The organism is Aurantivibrio infirmus, from assembly GCF_054767315.1.
The window spans coordinates 1-18861 of record NZ_BAAFSK010000008.1; the positions used below are offsets into that span (position 1 = coordinate 1).

Annotated in this window: 20 protein-coding genes; 17 read left to right on the plus strand and 3 right to left on the minus strand. The window is 41.7% G+C overall.

From position 1 onward, the window contains the following. The 6 genes from ACYUCY_RS16555 to ACYUCY_RS16580 form a co-directional block, all read left to right on the plus strand. A partial coding sequence (locus ACYUCY_RS16555) for an RHS repeat-associated core domain-containing protein (RefSeq protein WP_460227638.1) occupies window positions 1-577 on the plus strand: 577 nt, incomplete at its 5' end. A 442-nt stretch (window positions 578-1019) separates the two neighbouring features. After that, window positions 1020-1727 (plus strand): transposase, encoded by a 708-nt coding sequence (locus ACYUCY_RS16560; protein ID WP_460227639.1) that lies wholly within the window; start codon window positions 1020-1022, stop codon window positions 1725-1727. A 465-nt stretch (window positions 1728-2192) separates the two neighbouring features. Further along, complete coding sequence (locus tag ACYUCY_RS16565; RefSeq protein WP_460227640.1) at window positions 2193-3218, plus strand: hypothetical protein; 1026 nt, start codon at window positions 2193-2195, stop codon at window positions 3216-3218. A gap of 100 nt (window positions 3219-3318) precedes the next feature. Beyond that, window positions 3319-3960, plus strand: a complete 642-nt coding sequence (locus tag ACYUCY_RS16570) for an HD domain-containing protein (RefSeq protein ID WP_460227641.1) — start codon at window positions 3319-3321, stop codon at window positions 3958-3960. Window positions 3961-3997: 37 nt separating this feature from the next. Beyond that, the gene (locus ACYUCY_RS16575) at window positions 3998-4483 is read left to right on the plus strand and encodes a GNAT family N-acetyltransferase (RefSeq protein WP_460227642.1); all 486 of its coding nucleotides are present in this window, start codon (window positions 3998-4000) and stop codon (window positions 4481-4483) included. 42 nt (window positions 4484-4525) lie between these two features. Beyond that, window positions 4526-4993 (plus strand): Cif family virulence factor, encoded by a 468-nt coding sequence (locus ACYUCY_RS16580; RefSeq protein WP_460227643.1) that lies wholly within the window; start codon window positions 4526-4528, stop codon window positions 4991-4993. Between the two features lie 131 nt (window positions 4994-5124). Here the strand turns inward: ACYUCY_RS16580 and ACYUCY_RS16585 are convergent, their stop codons facing one another. After that, entirely contained in the window at window positions 5125-5586 is a 462-nt protein-coding gene (locus ACYUCY_RS16585) for a hypothetical protein (protein ID WP_460227644.1), read from the minus strand. Window positions 5587-6120: 534 nt separating this feature from the next. Between ACYUCY_RS16585 and ACYUCY_RS16590 the strand changes: the two genes are divergently transcribed. Continuing rightward, window positions 6121-7119 (plus strand): hypothetical protein, encoded by a 999-nt coding sequence (locus ACYUCY_RS16590; protein ID WP_460227645.1) that lies wholly within the window; start codon window positions 6121-6123, stop codon window positions 7117-7119. A 46-nt stretch (window positions 7120-7165) separates the two neighbouring features. Here ACYUCY_RS16590 and ACYUCY_RS16595 read toward each other — a convergent pair whose 3' ends face one another. Continuing rightward, window positions 7166-9106, minus strand: coding sequence for a M56 family metallopeptidase (locus ACYUCY_RS16595; RefSeq protein WP_460227646.1), 1941 nt, complete (start codon window positions 9104-9106; stop codon window positions 7166-7168). A 105-nt stretch (window positions 9107-9211) separates the two neighbouring features. Next, window positions 9212-9607, minus strand: coding sequence for a BlaI/MecI/CopY family transcriptional regulator (locus ACYUCY_RS16600; protein ID WP_460227647.1), 396 nt, complete (start codon window positions 9605-9607; stop codon window positions 9212-9214). Between the two features lie 526 nt (window positions 9608-10133). On the opposite strand from ACYUCY_RS16600, the gene ACYUCY_RS16605 reads away from it, so the two are divergent. From ACYUCY_RS16605 to pdxH, 10 genes are all read left to right on the plus strand, one after another. Further along, window positions 10134-10931 carry a DUF3450 domain-containing protein gene (locus ACYUCY_RS16605; protein ID WP_460227648.1) on the plus strand — a complete coding sequence of 266 codons (798 nt, stop codon included), beginning with the start codon at window positions 10134-10136 and terminating at the stop codon, window positions 10929-10931. Between the two features lie 54 nt (window positions 10932-10985). Next, complete coding sequence (locus ACYUCY_RS16610; RefSeq protein ID WP_460227649.1) at window positions 10986-12371, plus strand: MotA/TolQ/ExbB proton channel family protein; 1386 nt, start codon at window positions 10986-10988, stop codon at window positions 12369-12371. Between the two features lie 5 nt (window positions 12372-12376). Further along, window positions 12377-12925: a MotA/TolQ/ExbB proton channel family protein gene (locus tag ACYUCY_RS16615; RefSeq protein ID WP_460227650.1), complete on the plus strand. Its 549-nt coding sequence runs from the start codon at window positions 12377-12379 to the stop codon at window positions 12923-12925. Further along, window positions 12922-13368: an ExbD/TolR family protein gene (locus ACYUCY_RS16620; RefSeq protein ID WP_460227651.1), complete on the plus strand. Its 447-nt coding sequence runs from the start codon at window positions 12922-12924 to the stop codon at window positions 13366-13368. Before ACYUCY_RS16615 ends, ACYUCY_RS16620 begins: the two co-directional genes overlap by 4 nt. A 27-nt stretch (window positions 13369-13395) precedes the next feature. Beyond that, window positions 13396-13803: an ExbD/TolR family protein gene (locus tag ACYUCY_RS16625; RefSeq protein WP_460227652.1), complete on the plus strand. Its 408-nt coding sequence runs from the start codon at window positions 13396-13398 to the stop codon at window positions 13801-13803. Further along, the gene (locus ACYUCY_RS16630; RefSeq protein ID WP_460227653.1) at window positions 13800-14402 is read left to right on the plus strand and encodes an energy transducer TonB; all 603 of its coding nucleotides are present in this window, start codon (window positions 13800-13802) and stop codon (window positions 14400-14402) included. The genes ACYUCY_RS16625 and ACYUCY_RS16630 overlap by 4 nt, the downstream gene beginning before the upstream one ends. 22 nt (window positions 14403-14424) lie before the next feature. Then, window positions 14425-15783, plus strand: a complete 1359-nt coding sequence (locus ACYUCY_RS16635) for a hypothetical protein (RefSeq protein WP_460227654.1) — start codon at window positions 14425-14427, stop codon at window positions 15781-15783. A gap of 85 nt (window positions 15784-15868) precedes the next feature. Next, complete coding sequence (locus tag ACYUCY_RS16640; protein ID WP_460227655.1) at window positions 15869-17446, plus strand: methyl-accepting chemotaxis protein; 1578 nt, start codon at window positions 15869-15871, stop codon at window positions 17444-17446. Window positions 17447-17763: 317 nt separating this feature from the next. Further along, entirely contained in the window at window positions 17764-18093 is a 330-nt protein-coding gene (locus ACYUCY_RS16645) for a hypothetical protein (RefSeq protein ID WP_460227656.1), read from the plus strand. Between the two features lie 115 nt (window positions 18094-18208). After that, window positions 18209-18850: a pyridoxamine 5'-phosphate oxidase gene (pdxH, locus tag ACYUCY_RS16650; RefSeq protein WP_460227657.1), complete on the plus strand. Its 642-nt coding sequence runs from the start codon at window positions 18209-18211 to the stop codon at window positions 18848-18850. The last annotated feature ends 11 nt before the right edge of the window (window positions 18851-18861 follow it).

The following is an 18861-nucleotide window of genomic DNA, read 5'->3' on the forward strand; positions in this document are numbered from 1 at the left end:
AACGGGGCTGCATTACAATTATTTTCGGGATTATGATCCGGGGTTGGGGAGGTATGTTGAGAGTGATCCGATTGGGTTGATGGGGGGGATTAATACTTATGGGTATGTGGGGGGGAATCCGGTTGGGTTTGTAGATCCGTATGGATTGGATCGCGAAGTGATCGTTTGGGAAAACTTAGGGGTGAGACATCCTGCGTCTTGGTTTGGCCATGTATCAACAAGAGGAAAAAATGACGAGAATTACTCTTATGGTCCTTCGGGGTGGGATAAGACCTATAAGACCGCTGATGAATATATAAAACGACAAACAGAAAAAGTTGGACGTGGCGGTACGGGTTATGTAGTGTCTTTGACGCCGGAACAAGATAAGGTTTTTGATAAATGTATGGAAAAAGCAAAAAATAATGTTGGCAGCGATAAATACGGGGGACTGCTAAACAATTGCTCTACAGGAGTTCAAGCCTGTTTAGCGGTTGCGGGTGCCGGTTCACTTGGTGTTTCAACATTGCCGTCCTCTTTAGAGCTTCAGCTTAAAGTGAGTCCACTAGTAAATAGGATTAACACATACACCCCTTAAAATGATTGAGAAGGTCTGCAAATGAAAGTCAAATTATCTATATTTCTAGTTGTAATAATTTTTCTTTTGGTGGGCATATTTTTGCCGTACACTCCCGGTTCCAATGTGTATAAGTTTTCCAGCGAACAGATGGATTTAAACCGAGATGGTAACGTTTCTTGGTTAGAGGCCTTTTTTATTTGGGATTTGATGGAGAGAGAGATAATAATTAATAGTGAACCATGTATAGAGTATTCTGATTCAAAATCAGGTGTTCCACTATTTTTTGAATGTTCAGGCAAGATCACAAAAACGAATAATAAAAATAATCAGAGTAACTAATCAAGACACCCACTTTAAGGACACCCGAAAACGACGAAAATCAAAGGGTCAGAGTAATTGATTTTTTTCAATAGATAATTTTATTTTTATTTTTTCGCAAACAGCTAAAGGAAAGGATTCCATGGCTAGACTCCCTCGCTTATATGCACCTGGGTGCGCCCAACATATTATTCAACGTGGTAGTAATCGACAGGCATGTTTTTTCGATACTGCTGATTACACCGTCTATCTTGATAAGCTGCACGAATTTAGTGAAAAATTTGAAGTCGCCATTCACGCCTACGTTCTAATGACAAATCATGTTCATTTATTAGCGACGCCAGCTGATGAATTTTGCGTATCAAAGATGATGCAGTCGTTAGGGCGTTATTACGTTCGTTACGTGAATACGGTGTATCGGCGAACGGGGACGTTGTGGGAAGGGCGATACAAATCCACAATAGTGGACACGGAAAATTATATATTGACTGTGTATCGTTATATCGAACTGAATCCAGTGCGGGCTAACATGGTTGATCATGCGTCTAGCTATCCTTGGTCGAGTTTTCAAGCAAACGGTGTGGGAAAGCAAATTAATTTAATTTCACCGCATGAAACCTATGTCGCGTTGGGTAAAACTGATGAGGAGCGGCGGGCAACATATGTGGAGATGTTTAAGGGAAGAATGCCTGAAGTGACACTGTCAACTATTCGTGATTCAACAAATAAAGGTTGGGTGCTTGGTGAAGGAAAGTTTAAAGCGCAAATCGCAACGGCTGTAAATCGACGAATTAAATCGTTAGGAAAAGGGGGCGACAGGAAATCAAAGTACTTTAAAGCAAGTCGTTAGAAATCAATTACTCTGACCCCATGATTCGCTGCGGTGAAAGCGGCACTATCAAATGGACATGGCGAAATCGTAGCGCTATTGAGAAAACACGGCGCGCAATAGTCTCTTTATAATAGTCTCTTTATTGGTGCTTAAACCCTGGCTATAAGGCGGAGCGATGATTAAAAAACTTCCACAACAGGGCTTTCTGTAACGAATTTATAGCGCTCTATTCAGAATGAAAATACCTGAAATTTGAGTACCGTAAGATTCTGTTTCTAACTTAGATAAAGATTATTTAAGTAGATTCGTCGATAAGTCAACTTTACTGTTTCCTAACAAAATTCCCTGCTTCTTGCTGGACTTCACTTTCGAATAAAACTATCCTCGCTTCCAATTGCTCAGAGCTTAAAAATACTTTTTAACAAGCTTAGCCTTGATTTTTAGCCAGAATTAAAAAAATCGCCTTCGAATTGGAGACATAGAATGGCATCTTTTCGCCTAACGTCCACACACTTTTTACCAACAATAATTGTATTCGTTGCTACTTTTACGGTTCCTCTATCAGTACAAGCGCAAAAACTTTATGGCGATTACGAAGCACCACGTACTGCCTTTGGTCAGCCGGATATTGGCGGATTTTGGACTAACGTTACGATAACGCCATTGACGCGGCCGCGAGCACTGGGTGATCAATTAGTTTATAGCGCCGAAGAAGCTTCAGTAATTGAAGCGCGTGTTGAAGTGGAGGAGGCCGAAGCTAATCAAGCAACGGACCCGAATGCGCCAGCGGATTTTCAGCATGAAAGAACCGTTGCGCTGCGACCAGAGTTCGCGGCGGCGGGTGGCGCAACAGGTTTTTATAATCGCTTTTGGTTAGATCCAGGTTCGCATTTGATGCGCGTGGGTGGCGAACCACGAACGTCGATTTTGACTACCGAAAATGGGCAAATTCCACCACGGATTAACGGAGCAGTTCCGACTAGACGACGATACCCAGGTGGCTCTTTTGATAGCTATGAAGCGCGTGGTTTCGGTGAGCGTTGCATAATTGGCTTTGGTCGCAACGGAGGGCCACCGATGTTTGCGAATGGTTTTTATAATAATAATTATCAAATTGTGCAGTCAGCCGATCACGTGTTGATTCTTGTTGAGATGATTCACGACGCGCGAATTATTCGCCTCAATAGTAAACATCGAGAAGATAATGTCCGGCCTTGGTTCGGTGATTCTATTGGTTGGTGGGAGGGTAATACCCTTGTTGTAGAAACAACTCATATTCCTGAGAGCCAAGCTTATTATGGAGCGTGGGAAACCTTAACGGTGACAGAGCGTTTTACTCGTGTAGCTGAAGATCGATTGCATTATAGATTTGTGATCGAAGATCCGGCAACGTGGAGCGAAGCTTGGGGTGGTGAATACGAATTCTCTCCTATGGATGGGCAGATATACGAATACGCATGCCATGAGGGTAATTATGCCTTGCCCGGGATCTTAAAAGGTGGACAATAATTAGCGCGTAAAATTTACTTTCATTCCTCGTTATATTCTTGTAGCTTTTGTCGTTTCGAAGTTGGGCAATTTTACACACGATAGAGGCAGCATTCAGGGGATGGAAAGTAGTATTCAGTCAAATCTATATGAAGAAATGCTGGGGCATTGGCTTGAGCTTTTCCCCGCAATACCATCTGACATTCTGCAATCTGAATTTTCTTCGCTATTTGAAAAATACAGTGAAACGCATCGTCACTATCACACCCTTAAACATATTCGCGCTTGTTTAAAAGCACTTGATACCCATAAAAACCAAATAAACGATTCGTATTCCTTGGCCTTAGCGCTTTGGTTTCATGACGTTATATATAATCCGAAGAAAAATAATAACGAGGAACTCAGCGCAGTCTATGCTTGCACTGTATTGATTAAATTGGGTGTATCTAAAGATGTCGTAAAAAAAGTTAATGATTTAATTTTGTTAACGATACACCCTTCGCGGCCCAGTTCGAACGATGAGAAAATGCTTATTGATATTGACCTCGGTATTCTCGGAGCGGAACAGACGCTTTATCAATTCTATAGCGAGTGGATACGTTTGGAATATGCACACGTCCCCTTTTTTTTGTATAAACGAGGTCGAAAAAAGTTGCTTCGAGCGTTTCTGGATTTGGATTATCTTTATCATTCAGATTACTATCGAGAGCATTTTGAAAACCAAGCGCGTAGCAATATTCAAAATGAATTAGCCAAATTATAAATTATTTTTTACTTAGTAACTCTACAAGACCTTATTCATGATAGGCCAAAGAACTATTCAACTTCGAGAAGCGGTTTTCCCAAAAGACGAACAGGCACTTCATGATTTAATCCGTGAATATGTCGCCTGGCTTGATATCGATCTTTCTTATCAAGATTTCGAGAGTGAAATGTTGACTTTAAGTTCGCTGTTTACCTTGCCAAAGGGGCAATATACTTTCGCAATTGTCGACGACAGTATCGCCGGTGGTGTTGGTTTTCGTAGCATGGACAACTCAACCGCGGAAGTAAAACGTCTGTATGTAAGAGATGCTTATAAAGGCTTGGGTTTAGGAAAGTTGTTGATGGAAAACTTGCTCAATCGCTTGAGAAATCTCAATTATGAGCGTGTTGTTCTAGATGCTGTACCGCCAACCCATTTTTCTCAAGGTTTGTATAAAGCAATGGGTTTTTACGAGATTAGCCCGTATTTTAATAACCCGGTTGCTGGAACGAAATTTTTTCAGTTTAATTTATCTCCTTAAAAAATTAAATAACCCTTAATTATTACCAAGAAGGATTGCTTTATGAAATTTTTGTCTACGGCACTTGGGCTGCTACTTATTTTATCGGCTTGCAGTAGTTCATCTGATTTTGAACTCAATCAAGAAAATGTAAAAGCATTGATCGATAGCGTTGAGTTAGCGACTAAGAATAGGAACGCTGAGGGCGTTGTTTCTCACTTTACTGATGATGCAGTGATAAGCATAAATATGCCTAGCGACATGGGAGGCAACCAAGTTTGGAATCTTAGCGAATATAAAACCATGCTGGAAAAAGGTTGGGCTGTACCGGTGAGCTATACTCATGAACTTAAAGATATTGAAATTACTATTCACGATGCGAACAATGCTTTTGTCACCGATACGGTGGTGGAAGAAATTATTATGAATGGCAGTGTAGTTATGTCGACGCGAACAGATGAAGAAACGGTCGTTGTTGTTGAAGATGGGCGCGCAAAAATCAAAAGTGTAACTGGAAGAATGTCAATGTAGTGATAGTATGGTTAGCGAATTATTTATGTAGTATTTTTTAAGGAAGCTACATTAACTTAATGTAGATATAAAAAAGCTAATGCAGCTATAAAAACAGTAAAATACCCGATAATTCCTTAAGCAGAATAGACTTATTCCGACTCATTTTGTATCGTAGATTCCACGGTGTTGTGCTCATGCGCATCCGTATTCTTGTGGTTCATGTGCTCATGGCTTTCGTTATTCTCTCCATGTTTCATACCTTGGTGTCCCTTTCCTGAGTGCATTTTAGAGCCCATAGGTGAGGGTAGCTCGGTGTCATAAATATATGCAGCGATCTTTCTAACGTGTTCTGTGGTAAATGTTTGCGGCGGCATAAGGCCGAATTTTTTTACTGCGCCGTGCATTAAGGCTCTATCTTCTGATGGGTTGGCGACCCACTCTACAACATGTTCTATGAAGCTATCTCGCTCCGGGAAATTTTTTAAGAGATGACGTTTAACTGCGAAGAGTGGGGGCGCTGTTCTCTGTTTTCCAGGAGCGGTATGGCAATTACCACAAGTGTTTTCCAGAGCTTCTTCTATAGACGGTTCTGCCAAGGTAGTATTTGCCAATAGCATGAGACCAACAGGAATAATAAGACGAAAGTTGTTTATAAAATTCATAAGAAGCATCCTCTGTGTTTCCCCATTGTCCCATGCCTTGATAAGTTTTTTTTGACTTCGATCAACAGTCTAGTGCATGGATAAGATAAGTATTGATAAGGAGCCACTACAAAGGTGGCGTCGTGGGTGTAAATCCCTCGAGAAAAATTGGATGCTTGATTGTTAACGGTTAAGTTATGTTTGCGGCCTCTTGCGGTGCATAGCCTTGGCTACCTAAACCTGTTATTTTAGTGCAACTTACAATCACCCGTTGTCCGGTTTATGGAGTTTTAGTTTCGACAAGATAAATTACTGATTGTTAGGTCTGTTTGAAGTGAATCTTAGGCGCAATATCTCATCGTCGTTATTTGTATCGCTGATGATATTTGAAAATAAATATAATAACTCCCGTCTAGATCTATCACGCTTTGTGAAGAGTTATACATTGTTGATGCCAACCAAAAATAATACTAATAGTTAATCAATATGCTTGGAGTTAATCCCATGATAACAACGAAAATAAACACGTTTCGAAAACCCTTAAGTTATTTATCGGCGAGTTTTTTATTTGTTCTGCTCAGCGCTTGTAGTGCTGTCGATGATTCAAGTACGGCGGCTATAGACGCTGGTCAAAAATATGTAATGGCCACTCATTCATTTAATGTTTTTATTGGTCCCACACGATCACGTGATCCTGATTTTGTACCGACGCCAGGCCCACTGGCCGCGATGGCTGAAGAGCGGAATAAGGCGGGTCATGAAGCGTTGGCGGTACAAATGATAGGTGGCTCAACGCCTATGCAGCATTGGCAGCAAGGTGGTGGTGATGATTCAAAAAATATTGCAAAGGTCGCATTGCGAAAAGGTGGCGTTGATGTTTTTACGATGTCCCCCAATGCGGTAATGCCTGAACCAGCAATTGATTTGTTTGGTGATCTTGTTATCGAAACCAACCCCAACGCACGAATCATGGTGCAAAGCTCTTGGTCTGCATGGGATGGAAACGGTTCGACCGTTAGAGTTAATGGCGAGCGGCCAACACGACCTACGTTTAGTAATGAAGATCATGATAAAGCTGACGTTGCGACCTTGGATAATTGGCTTGCCAGTTTAGAAGCCCCCGGTGGCTATTTGGAAAAATTGCGTGGGCAGCTTACTGGTATTAATGAGCGCTCTGGTTCACAAATGACTTATGTCGTACCTTCTTCGGTAGCGGTTTACAACCTGCGAAAAGAAATTATAAAAGGCAAGGTAGCTGGAATCGAAAAGCAAAGTGAAATTTTTCGTGATGGTTTAGGACATCTAACAACGCCAGGTGTGAATCTTGTTACATACGTTTGGTTTGCCGCGATGTACAGAGAAAGTCCTGTAGGGATACAAGCCTTGGTTGATGCGGACGATCCAAATTCCGCAGCACGTGAATTGCTTTTGCAAAAAATTGCTTGGAATGCCGTTGTCGCTGAGCCAATGAGTGGAGTGAAAGGGACGCCTATTAAGTTGTAGGAAACGCTTAGAATAAAAATGGGCAATTCAATTGCCCATTTTTAAATTAACTTTCAAGAACGAATCGATAAATTTCCTGAATCCCTTTAACAGATACTGCTTTCCCGTCGATCATTTTCGGTTGATATTCGGATTTCTCCAGGGCCTTGATTACGTGCCGATCAAAAATTCCACTGGGTGATGCAGCGATGATCGTCGCCTGCATAACTTTTCCGTCCTCATCTACATCAAACTCAACAGTAACTTCGCCTTCGATTCCTCTTTGTCTAGCGATGGTTGGATAGCGAGGTGTTACCAGGTTACGGGGCTTTAAGCTCCTTGGTATAGGGCTCTCTTCTACTTGATCGCTTTTGGCATCAGCTTCTTCGGGTTGCATACTGAATTGCTGGGCAAGTGTGAGCCAAGGATTTTGAGCGCGGAGTTCTTTGGGCGGTGAAGGTTGCGGTACGTCGACACCCTCATTGTTCTCCGCTTGTTTTTGGCTTGGGTTTTGTGCGAGGGTAGATGATGCGACCGCCGTGTTTTCAACTTGCTTTGGTTGATTCACGCCTTGTAATTTTGCAACAAATTTATCGCTGGCAATTTTAAACGCTTCGGCGCTAGAAATATCGACGATTACTTGCGGGTTGTCTATGTGAACAAAGTGTTCGCTAATAGGAGAATCATGCAATTGTTCTACATTCTTTGCATCTATTAAGGTTCTGGCGTTTGGCGTTCTATATTTAACATCGGCTAAAACGAAGCCTGATTGATTTGTATTCTCGATTTTTTCTTGTTTTGAATAAATCGGCGGAAGCATAGGGGGGGAGAGTGGAGAATCATCTATGGTTTGCAGATTCGATAGCCGAGAGATATGTAAACTGCCGGTGGCAATATATGTTTTGGTAGCATCATTTTGAATTGGCACATTTACTTTTTGTCGATAGTTCGCCTGAATGCTCGTAAGAGGCAATAAGAAAAATAAGATTAAGGTCAAGGTAAGAAATAATGGTTTACCACTAACCGGTGTATGAATTCCCTTAGGATTCAGAATTGCCGTTATCCTGTTGGCGAGCTCGCTGCTTTTGCCGGTGATCGATAAGCTTGCGTAGTTTGAATGTTTGAAGCGACATAAGCCTTTAGCAACATTTAATAAATTTTCCGCATAATGGATTTTTTTCAAACCGGTGCTTAGCGCCATGTCGTCTGCGGCCGTTTCCGCACTACAATGTAAATAATCTAGGGTCTTCCACGTTAAGGGGTTGATCCAATAAATAGCGCACACACACCAAGCAAGTTGTTGAGTAAGCCAATCTCTTCGTTTTATATGCGCTAACTCATGTAGAACCGTACTTTTTATTAACTCTTCATCCCAATTTAATGCGGAAGTCGGAATGAGAATGACTGGATTTATTATTCCCCACGTCATTGGCGAGCGGATATGGCGACTGTGACGAAGTTGCACATTATTGGGCATCCAAAAGCGTATGCGATGAAAATTGATAACGCTGCACCAATTATTTTGATAGCTGCGTTCTGCGCAGATTGTCGTTAAGCAGACTCTAAGATTACTGAATAACACCTTGAGTAAAATCATCGCGCTAATAAACACATAAGCAAGGACACAGGTGACGAGTATATTTTGAAGATTGTTAAATACCCACGTCGTGAAACTAAAGTTCTGCCGAGTGCTAATGGTCTGGGTAGCAACAGCCGTTATGTTGATTTGTTCGTCACTAATTAGACTGGCGCCTTTGGCCAACGAAGAGGGCATCTCAAAAACAATATCGATGGAGGGGGCAATACTAGATACAAGGGGTAATAAAAGAGTTGCCAGCATAGCAACAGAAATAAAAACGTGTCGATTCGCGGCGGAACCTTTCAAAAATTTTAAAATAACTAAACAACACAGCAGGAGTACAAACGCCCTGAAGTTGAGAGAAGCGATAAGGAGTAAAAAATCCACCGCTGCTTCACTTTTCATCGTTGCCCCGAAAAGGTTTTCCATGGGAGTTACCTCCAATTATTCTCAAAACCAGTTAAGGTAGTTATTAACAAAGTTTCGAATGGCTATGGTTTTTATTATTGCCTGGTTTAAAAAAACCTAATGTGTTTATAACCCTTCTTTTTTAGCTTTCTCAATAATATTGCCCAATTGAGTTAATTCTTCTTCAGATATTTGATCTGACTGCATCCCCAGCATCGCGTTTACAGCGGCAACTCGCGAGCCACCGAAAAACGTATTAATTAGCCGATCCATTGCGGTTTGCTGCGCTTTATCCTGTTCCATCGTCGCGGAATACACATAACGAAAATTCTCTTCTCGATGTTTTATGTGTCCCTTATCTTTCAGAGTTGCCAGCATTGCTCGAACAGCTGAATTGCTCGGAGGGTTTGGTAGTCGTTCGCGGATCTCTTCTGCGGTGCTATCACCGTGGCGAAACAATATATCCATGATTTGGCGTTGCCGGCGGCTAAGTTGAGTGATGTGGTTCTGGCTTTGTGTCATAGGAGAGAGTCTGCTTTTGCTAATTTTTCGACTTTTTAGAACAAAATGATGGATATCACCGTTTCATTCCCCGTTATATAAGTAGCGTTCTGTTATTTTTATAGCAGAAAAGCATTGATGTCAACAAAATACATGAAAAATTAAACTATCAGTAAATAATTCTAATAAAAACAATAGTATACAAACCTAATTTTCACTCCACTTAGCCATTTCAGCTTGAAACCCCTTAACACAAGCAAACACAACACTTGACTTCATTACGTTAGGTGTTATTTTTATAGCAATTGTTATAAAAATAACATTGTGTTAATTAAGTAACAGCCGGCGCCTAGATTGTTTGATTTGTTGTTGGTGAGACGGCCACTTGGTTTAGATAAAACAGTCGGGAAAAGTCAGGGGATCTTACGAAAAGGGAGGTGTGCTTACAGGGATGTATAAATTTTTATTGAGAAATCACCAATTACTGCAATGTAAAAACGCTTGGCGAGTTTTACAACTCAACATAGCTACTTTAGAGGGTACGAATATGGATAAGAAAAACAGAGTATTAACCGCATCAATTCAAAAAAAACCTGTGAGAGTGTTTGTTGGATTTTGCTTGTGTCTATTTGCAGCCTTAAGTCAGGCGCAAAACGCTACCTTGGAGCAAATTAAAAACGTTGAAATAAAAAAAATCGATGAAGGCGCCAGAACACAACGTGAAATCGATCGGGTTGATGATGAACGTTTACAAATGGCCAATGAATATCAGTCGGCCCTTACTCAAATCTCTACTTTGGAAAAGTATAACGAGAGTTTACGTCAAACAATTATTAGTCAACAAAACGAAAAGCAAGCTTTACGAGATCAGTTTGGTCAAATTGCCAATTTGGAACGCAATATTGTTCCTATGATGGCAGATATGTTAGATGCGCTTGAAAACTTTATAGCGCTTGATTTGCCTTTTTTATTGGCAGAGCGAACATCGCGAGTTGAAAACTTAAGGACCCTGTTAACCAACGGCAATATATCAAATTCAGAAAAGTATCGAAGAATATTAGAGGCGTATCAAATTGAAAATGATTACGGTCGAACTATCGAAACTTACGACGCAACTTTAGATGGCAGTGAAGACGGCCAGCTTGTCAGTTTTCTAAAAGTAGGCCGCGTTGCCTATCTATATCAAACCATTGATGCGTCTGAGTCTTATCGCTGGTCCGCAGTAAACCAACAATGGCAGATGTTAGATCCGAGCTTTGACGAGGATATTCGATTGGGGATACGAATGGCCAACGAACAGGTTCCCTCAAATCTCCTCTTTGTTCCCGTTGCCGTACCCAATTAATTCACTAAAACTAATTCTGATCTGTATTTAATTAATTAGATCGAGGGCTTCACGATGACTAAAAAAATATCTAAGAAAAAACCGCTTATAAAAGTTGCGATAGCAAGTGCATGGCTTCTGACTTCTCTAAGTGCTTTCTCGCAAGAGCTATCTCCGGCGAAGAATTTGGAGGATTTATTATCGCGAGTGGTGGAAGGTCGAACACTTGCCAGCGAAATTAACCAAGAGCGCATGGATGTTTTTCTTAAACAGCGAAACGAACAAGCCAGGCTTCTTGAGTCAGCAAAAAGGGACGTCGAAAATGCTGACGCGCTTGGTGTCTCGTTGAAAGAAAGTATTGTTGAGAACAAACGTGAAATTGATCAGTTAGATCTTGAGTTGAAAAACAGTTTAGGAAATTTTGAGGAGCTATTTGGTGTAACGAGGCAAGTTGCGGCTGATACTCGAGCACAAATAAAAGGCTCATTAGTCAGTGCTCAATTTCCAGGTCGTAGCCAGGCTCTTGATGAGATCACTTCAAGTAAAGGACTGCCAAGTATTGAGCAGCTCCGTGCGTTATGGATTGTTTTGTTGCAAGAGCAAACCGAGCAGGGAAAGGTGACGCGTTTCAATACCTTGATTAGTAACGATAACGGGACGCCGGTGGAGAAAGACGTTATCCGAATTGGCCCTTTTGTAGCGATGTCAGAGGGAAAATTCCTCGTCATTGACGAAAGTTCCAGTCGATTGAGTCCGCTGTCTCGACAACCCGGGCGGGACTTTGTGAAATCTATCCAGCATTTAGGTTCGTCACATGCGGGTGAGATTGTTCGCGCGACTATCGATCCTTCTCGAGGGACGATTCTAAATTTACTTGTTGATTCTCCCAGTCTCGCTGAGCGCTTTAAGCAAGGTGGCATACCGGGCTATATCGTTTCTTGCTTGGCGCTTATTGGTTTGCTCATCGGGTTTCAGCGTTTATTCAGTTTATGGCTTATCGGATCACGCGTTCGAAAACAGATGAATAGTAAAACCATTACCAATAACAACCCCTTAGGCCGAGTGCTGCAAGCCTACGAAGACAACCCGAGTGTTGATGTAGAAACCTTGGAGTTAAAACTCAACGACGCAGTACTTAAAGAAGTTCCTCGCTTAGATCGTGGTTTAAATATTCTCAAAGTGTTAGCAGCGGTGGCGCCGCTGATGGGATTGTTGGGAACTGTTGTTGGCATGATTGTTACATTCCAAACCATCACCATGTGGGGAACCGGTGAGCCGAAGTTGATGGCGGGAGGAATATCCCAAGCCCTGGTGACAACGGTGCAAGGCTTGGTTGCCGCTATTCCCTTGTTGTTACTTCATAGCGTTACTAGCGGTCGCGCTCGTTCGGTACAGCAGGTATTGGAAGAGCAAAGTGCGGGTCTAGTAGCGAAGCGTGCAGAGCAGAATCAACGGGGGTAATCGTTATGATGGAGTTCATTAGTGCTTTTCATCCACTGTTGTTGTTCAAGGAAATTGAACATTTCCTTGAACAAGGTGGGGCAGTGTTGATCGTTATTATGATGACAACCTTCTTGCTGTGGTTACTAATCATCGAACGTCACTTCTATCTATGGCAGCGACAAAAACGAGTGAGCGGTAAAATTGTTTCTATTTGGAAAAATCGCAGCGATAAACACTCTTGGTTCGCTCATCAAATACGAACACGTTTATTGTCTATCGCGAAAGGAAAAGCAGAACAAAATTTATCAACAATCAAAGCTGTAGTAGCTATAGCACCACTCTTGGGTTTGCTTGGAACTGTAACGGGAATGATAGATGTTTTTGATGTTATGGCTTTTACCGGATCGAGTAATTCCCGTGCGATGGCCGCTGGCGTTTCAAAGGCGACCATTCCAACCATGGCGGGAATGGTAGTTTCGCTTTCAGGTTTGTTGTTTAGCGTTAGCTTGCAACGCCGAGCGCAACGGAATATCGCTGAACTAGAAAACAAACTTGTTTTGGAGGATAAATGATGCGTAAAAGCAAACTAAAAAAGCAAGGCGATGCAGATGTCGATGTCACTCCTTTGTTGGATATTGTTTTTATCATGTTGATCTTCTTTATTGTTTCATCCACTTTTATTCGCGAAGAGGGGCTCGACGTAACTAAACATCAAGATGACAAAAAGAAGGAGGAGATGTTGACCAATGCGAAGGCGATAATTGTAAAAGTTTGTGCAAATAACGAAATCATCGTCGATCAACGCAAAATCGATATTCGCTCCGTCCGTGCCAACGTCGAACGTAAATTAGCAGAAGATATTAACACCGTGGTCATTGTAGAGACTGAGTACCGTGCGCCAACTGGGTCGTTGGTAAAAGTCATGGACCAAGCGAGAGCCGCAAAAGCGAATCTCTCAATATCGCCGGTTTATATCTTATGCGATCCAAAAGAACAGCAGATCGTTCAACATTAAATCCAAACTGATAACGAGGTTTTTAACATGAATAGATCGCATGAAGTAGAAGAAGATGTTGAAGTAAATATGACATCAATGCTTGATATCGTATTTATCATGCTGATTTTTTTTATCGTCACTGCTGTATTTGTAAAAGAGAGTGGCGCTGATGTGCTCAGGCCTGAAGCGGATACAGCAAAGAATATTAAACGAATATCAACCGTTATCGGTGTGAATGAAGAAAGTGAAATATGGGTGAACAAGCGTCAAGTCGAGATCGAAGAAATACGCGCGATTGTATTGAAAGTAAAACAAGAAAATCCAAAAGGCAAGATAGTGATTAAGGCCGATCGGCAATCGGACTCTGGTGTCGTGGTAGCAATCGTCGAGCAATTAAATTTAATCGGCGTTGCAGGCGTATCAATAGCAACAGAAACAGGAGAGGGATCATGATTAATAAAGTTATTTGGCCTATTTTGGCGGCATCTTTCACCGCAGCATTGTTTTTGCTGATGAGTTACTTAATAACCCCATCAGGTGAAATTCCAACGACCGATGTCGATAACGTTATTGTTGAGATAACACGTAAACCACGCGACCTAATTCTCACTAATGAGCCGCCACCTTTGCCGGAAAAGCCGAGCCTGGAAAAGCTTCCGCCACCGCCGCCGATCATCAGAACGCAACCAACCTTAGATGACTATAAAAATAAATATATTGCAGAGATTCCTACGATAGGTGTTGGCGAACTGCCTACAGATGCAGGAGCAGGAGATCGGCATGCGACGCCGATAGTACGAATTCCCCCGCAGTACCCTCCAAACGCGTTAGAGAGAGGTATCGAAGGTTGGGTTCTGGTTGAATTTACAATAAGCATCGGCGGCACGGTAGAAGATATCGTTGTCGTTGATGGCGAGCCTCAAGGGGTTTTTGATAGAGAGGCAAAGCGGGCGCTAAAGCGTTGGAAATACCAGCCTAAAGTCATTGATGGTAAAGCAATGTCGCAATTGAATATGCGCGAAATTTTTAGATTTGAGATAAGCAACAGCTAAGTGACTTGAAAAGGACATAAATATGAAAACAAATAAACTGATGAAAAATAGTTTTTCTGAAAGACAAAGCTATTTATTTATTTTTACGTTTTTCTTGTTCCTGATGAGTTTTTCTGCGCAATCAGTGTCGCAGGTCTTATCAAATTCCGCCGTTAAGCCAATTACTAAAGCGCAAGAGATGATGAGTGAAGGAGAGTATTTTTTAGCCGCGGAAAGTTTGTCCGCTTTTTTGGCGAAAAATAGGCTAAAAGATTTCGATAGGGCGAAGGCCTTACAATTATTGGCAATTGTCTACATGAATTTAGATGACAATAAGAATGCGGTAGAAAAAATTGAACAAGCGCTGAGTCTGAATGCCTTGGAAAAAATATCCGCTTCACAGCTTAGACAGAACCTTTTTAGTTTGTACGCGATAATGGAAAATTATGAAGCAGCGGTTAAGCATCTTGATATTTGGTTCGCCGATCAAGAGATGCCTTCAACAGAGAACTATTTTTTAGCTGGCAGGATCTATGGTTTAAGCGAGGATTGGATAAAAGCATCCGAATTTGTAGAAAAGGGTTATGTGCTTTTAAAAAAAGATCAAAAAACTTCGTTAGAAAGATCTTGGTTAGAGTTAACGTTAACTGTGCGAATGCAACTGAATAAGCTCGAAATGGCAAGAATGCTGTTAGAAGAAATGATTTCTTACTGGCCTGGTCATTATTCATATTATCAACAGCTGAGTGGCATCTACCATAGCTTAAAGCAAGAGAAAGAAGCCTTCGCGATAATGAATATTGCCAAGCAGAACGGGCTAGTTAATAGTAAAAATGATCTTGAGCGTTTGGTGCAACTGCATCGGTATTTTGAAAATCCCTATACTGCCGCAAACATACTTCAAAAAACTATGCTTAGTGATGATTTCGAAGGAAATGAATCTTTTTTCGAAAGTCTCGCCAACACATGGATGCAAGCCAGAGAGTGGTCCGAGGCGGAATCAGCGCTTTTTCAAGCGGCAACATTATCCAATAAAGGCGAACACTGGTTGCGCTTGTGTCAAACCAACTTTCAACGAGCCAGTTTTGAAAATGCTTTGCAATATTGTGATGAAGCAATTGCCAAAGGCGGTTTGAAAAAGGAAGAATCTGTTGCTTGGTATCTGTTGGCGTTATCTAAGCAACATCTTGACGATAAAGATGGAGCGCATTATGCCTTTACAGAATGTGCCGCGTTGGAAACGACCAATTCGCCATGCAAAAATTGGTTGGACATCTATGCCAAGAATCAAGAAAAGCGTAAGCGCCAAGAAAAATTATTGCTCGAAGCGGAGATTGGCTCGAAGCGAGGTCAGCAAGATCAGAATGAACGGATCGAGAGCGCACTGAAAACAATGATCTAAAAACTTAGATAGCACGGCCTTATTCCAAAACTCCCTCGTTATACTAGGCGCTTTATAATAATGATGAATGAGAAAACTGGTTGTTTTGGCTAATAGCAGTCTATTCTTAGTTAAGGAGTATTCATTACTAATATGTGGAGCAGCTATTCTGAAACGAGTAAACGGTGATAATTTAGTTGATTTGGTCCTAAATTTCCGTAGTTACATTAATACGATATTGATGTGGGTAACCGTGGGCGCGTGGCTGATGTCTTTTGCCTACGCGACGGTTTACGGTACCTGGGGCCTGGCTGCTTTGTTAGGAGGTTTTTTAACACTGACGAGCTTTGTCGCAATACGATTGATAGATCGGCCCTTTTTAACGCCTTGTATACTTTCTGTTGTTTTTATGATGTTTGTTTCTTTGCACGTCCATCAATTACACGGAATGATTGAGGCACATTTTGGGTACTTTGTTTTATTAGCAGCTCTGTTTACTTATTTTTCTTGGCAACCTTTGGTTTGTGGTGCGGCGACCGCTGCCGTATTACATGTCGTGATTCACATGACGCAAAGTGCTGGGTACCCGGTTTATCTTTTCCCTGATCATATGCATTCCTGGACAATTGTCGCTTTGCACGCTTTCTATGTTGTCGTCGAAACCACGGTGTTAATTATCATGGTGAATTTGGCGAGAAAGTTATTAATTGTTGCTTCTGAAGTCGTTAAAGTGACCGAAAAAATGAAATCTAATGACGACCATATTGATTTATCAGTGCGTGCAAAATATCGAGGTAATGAAATTCTTGAGCATTTTAATTGGCTACTAGATAGGATTGAAAACGCGGTAAAAACCGCGGTCTCTGCGCAAAAAGAAGCTGATACGACGATGAATGATTTGGCCAGTAACAGCACGGAACTTATGCAGATATCTGATCAAACTCGCTCATCAATCGACGTTATTCATAGTTCGATGGATAACATTCATGACTCGTTTTTAGATGTTGCTAAACAAACGCAACGAGCGGCGGAATTAGCGAGCGAAACGGCTACTGCGCAAAGGCAAGGCGAAGTCGCGGTAAGAACCTCGCTAGAAGGTATTAACGATTTATCCCGGGTCTTGGGCGATACGGCGATAGCGATAGATGGGCTCGCGAAAGATTGTGAAGCGGTCACCGTAACACTGGTTGAGATTCAGGGGATTGCAGAACAAACTAATTTATTGGCGCTGAATGCTGCCATCGAGGCTGCACGAGCGGGCGAGCAGGGTAGAGGTTTTGCGGTGGTGGCGGATGAGGTGAGAGCTTTGTCGAAGCGTACTCATGATTCTACTGAGAATATAAAGTCCATTGTCGATCGCCTGGTATCTGGGTCGCTGAATACTGTCGATACGATGGGTGACTGTCGAGCGCGAGTTTTAGAAAACGTATCTCATTCTGAATCTGTGGAGCAGGTTTTTTCTCAAATTGCTTTGGCTATCGATGAAATAAATTCAATTAGCCATCAAATCGCCTCGGCTACCGAAGAGCAGACACGCACCTCAGAGTCCATAACCAGCCAAGCGTCAGGCGTAAACGAGCGAAGTCAGGCCGCCGTAACCATAGTTGGCAAAAATAACGATATGACGGAAAACCTTCAGAGTGCTTTTAACCGCTTGAAAGAGGCCTTAAGGCGATTTGCATAGTCTATTTTTTCTCTAAATAGTATGTTTTTACTCTAAAATGATGAGCGAATAAAACACTAGTCAGGGATATTTATTGGTATCACTATTCTTGAGTTCATAAAATAATCAAACTTTATGTTTTCAATTCCACGCTATTTTGCCTCTTAGAATCCCTCCGATATCACACATTGAAAAAAACCGACATCAATCCGCTTCACAGCTCACAATCCTGCTAATTCCATGTTATCCTCGGCGCTCGTTGGCTGTCACCAGCTCGTAAAAAAAACATCATAATAACCGAACATAAAATCAGTTCTTTTGAGACGTGGAGATTTAGAATGAAAACTTTTATCAAGGCATGTAGCTTATTTGCAGTCGCTTTATTATTCACCGCTTGTTCGAGCGCGCCTACTTTGCAAGAGCAGCTCATTGGCGCTTGGGAAGCCGATTTTCCTGGCGTTGGCCCAATTACTTTAATTTATAGCGAAACAGAAATTACCGCTGAAGGTTTTGGGATTTCCTTTCCTTACACTTTAGAAGGCGACAAGGTAAGTTTTGAAGCGCCGGGCCAGGGTTTAACCGTTTCAACAATCGTTATTGATGGCGATACCATGACACAAACAAACGAAGCTGATGGCCAAGCAGTTGAATTGAAGCGAAAAAATTAAGTAAAAAACATTACGAGATAAATTCGCTATCTCATTCGTTAATATGAAAGCGACAGTGCTTATAACACTGTCGCTTTTCTGCTTCTGGGCTTTTTTCAATGCGGCTTAGTTACTCATGAATATTGATCAATTAAGAAGAGAATACCAGCGCACGGGCTTGAGTGAAGATGATCTGGCTTCCGATCCTTTTGTACAGTTTAAAACATGGTTGCAGCAGGCCGTAGATTCTGGAATCCCAGATCCCACCGCTATGACCGTGGCTACTGTTGCAGAGAACGGACAACCTTCTCAACGAATTGTTTTGCTTAAGCAATTCGATGAAGCAGGGTTTGTGTTTTATACAAATTACGAAAGTCGTAAAGCATCTGAGTTATCTTTTAATCCGAAAGTGAGTTTGCACTTTCCTTGGCATGGAATTGATCGTCAAGTAAAACTCTGTGGTACGGCTGCAAAATTGTCAGCATTAGAGTCTTTAAAATATTTCACATCACGGCCTCGCGATAGTCAAATTGCGGCATCAATCTCTGCGCAAAGTAGACCGGTATCTTCCCGGCAAATTTTATTGCAGCAATTTAATGCGATGAAGGAAAAGTTAGCGGATAAAAAAATCCCGTTGCCGGATTTTTGGGGCGGTTATCGTGTTGTGCCTCATGAGATTGAATTTTGGCAGGGCAGGGAAAATCGTTTACATGATCGTTTTGTTTACAAACTTGGTGAAACCGAGGCGGTTTGGAAGATTCTGAGATTGTCTCCTTAGAATAAAGAACA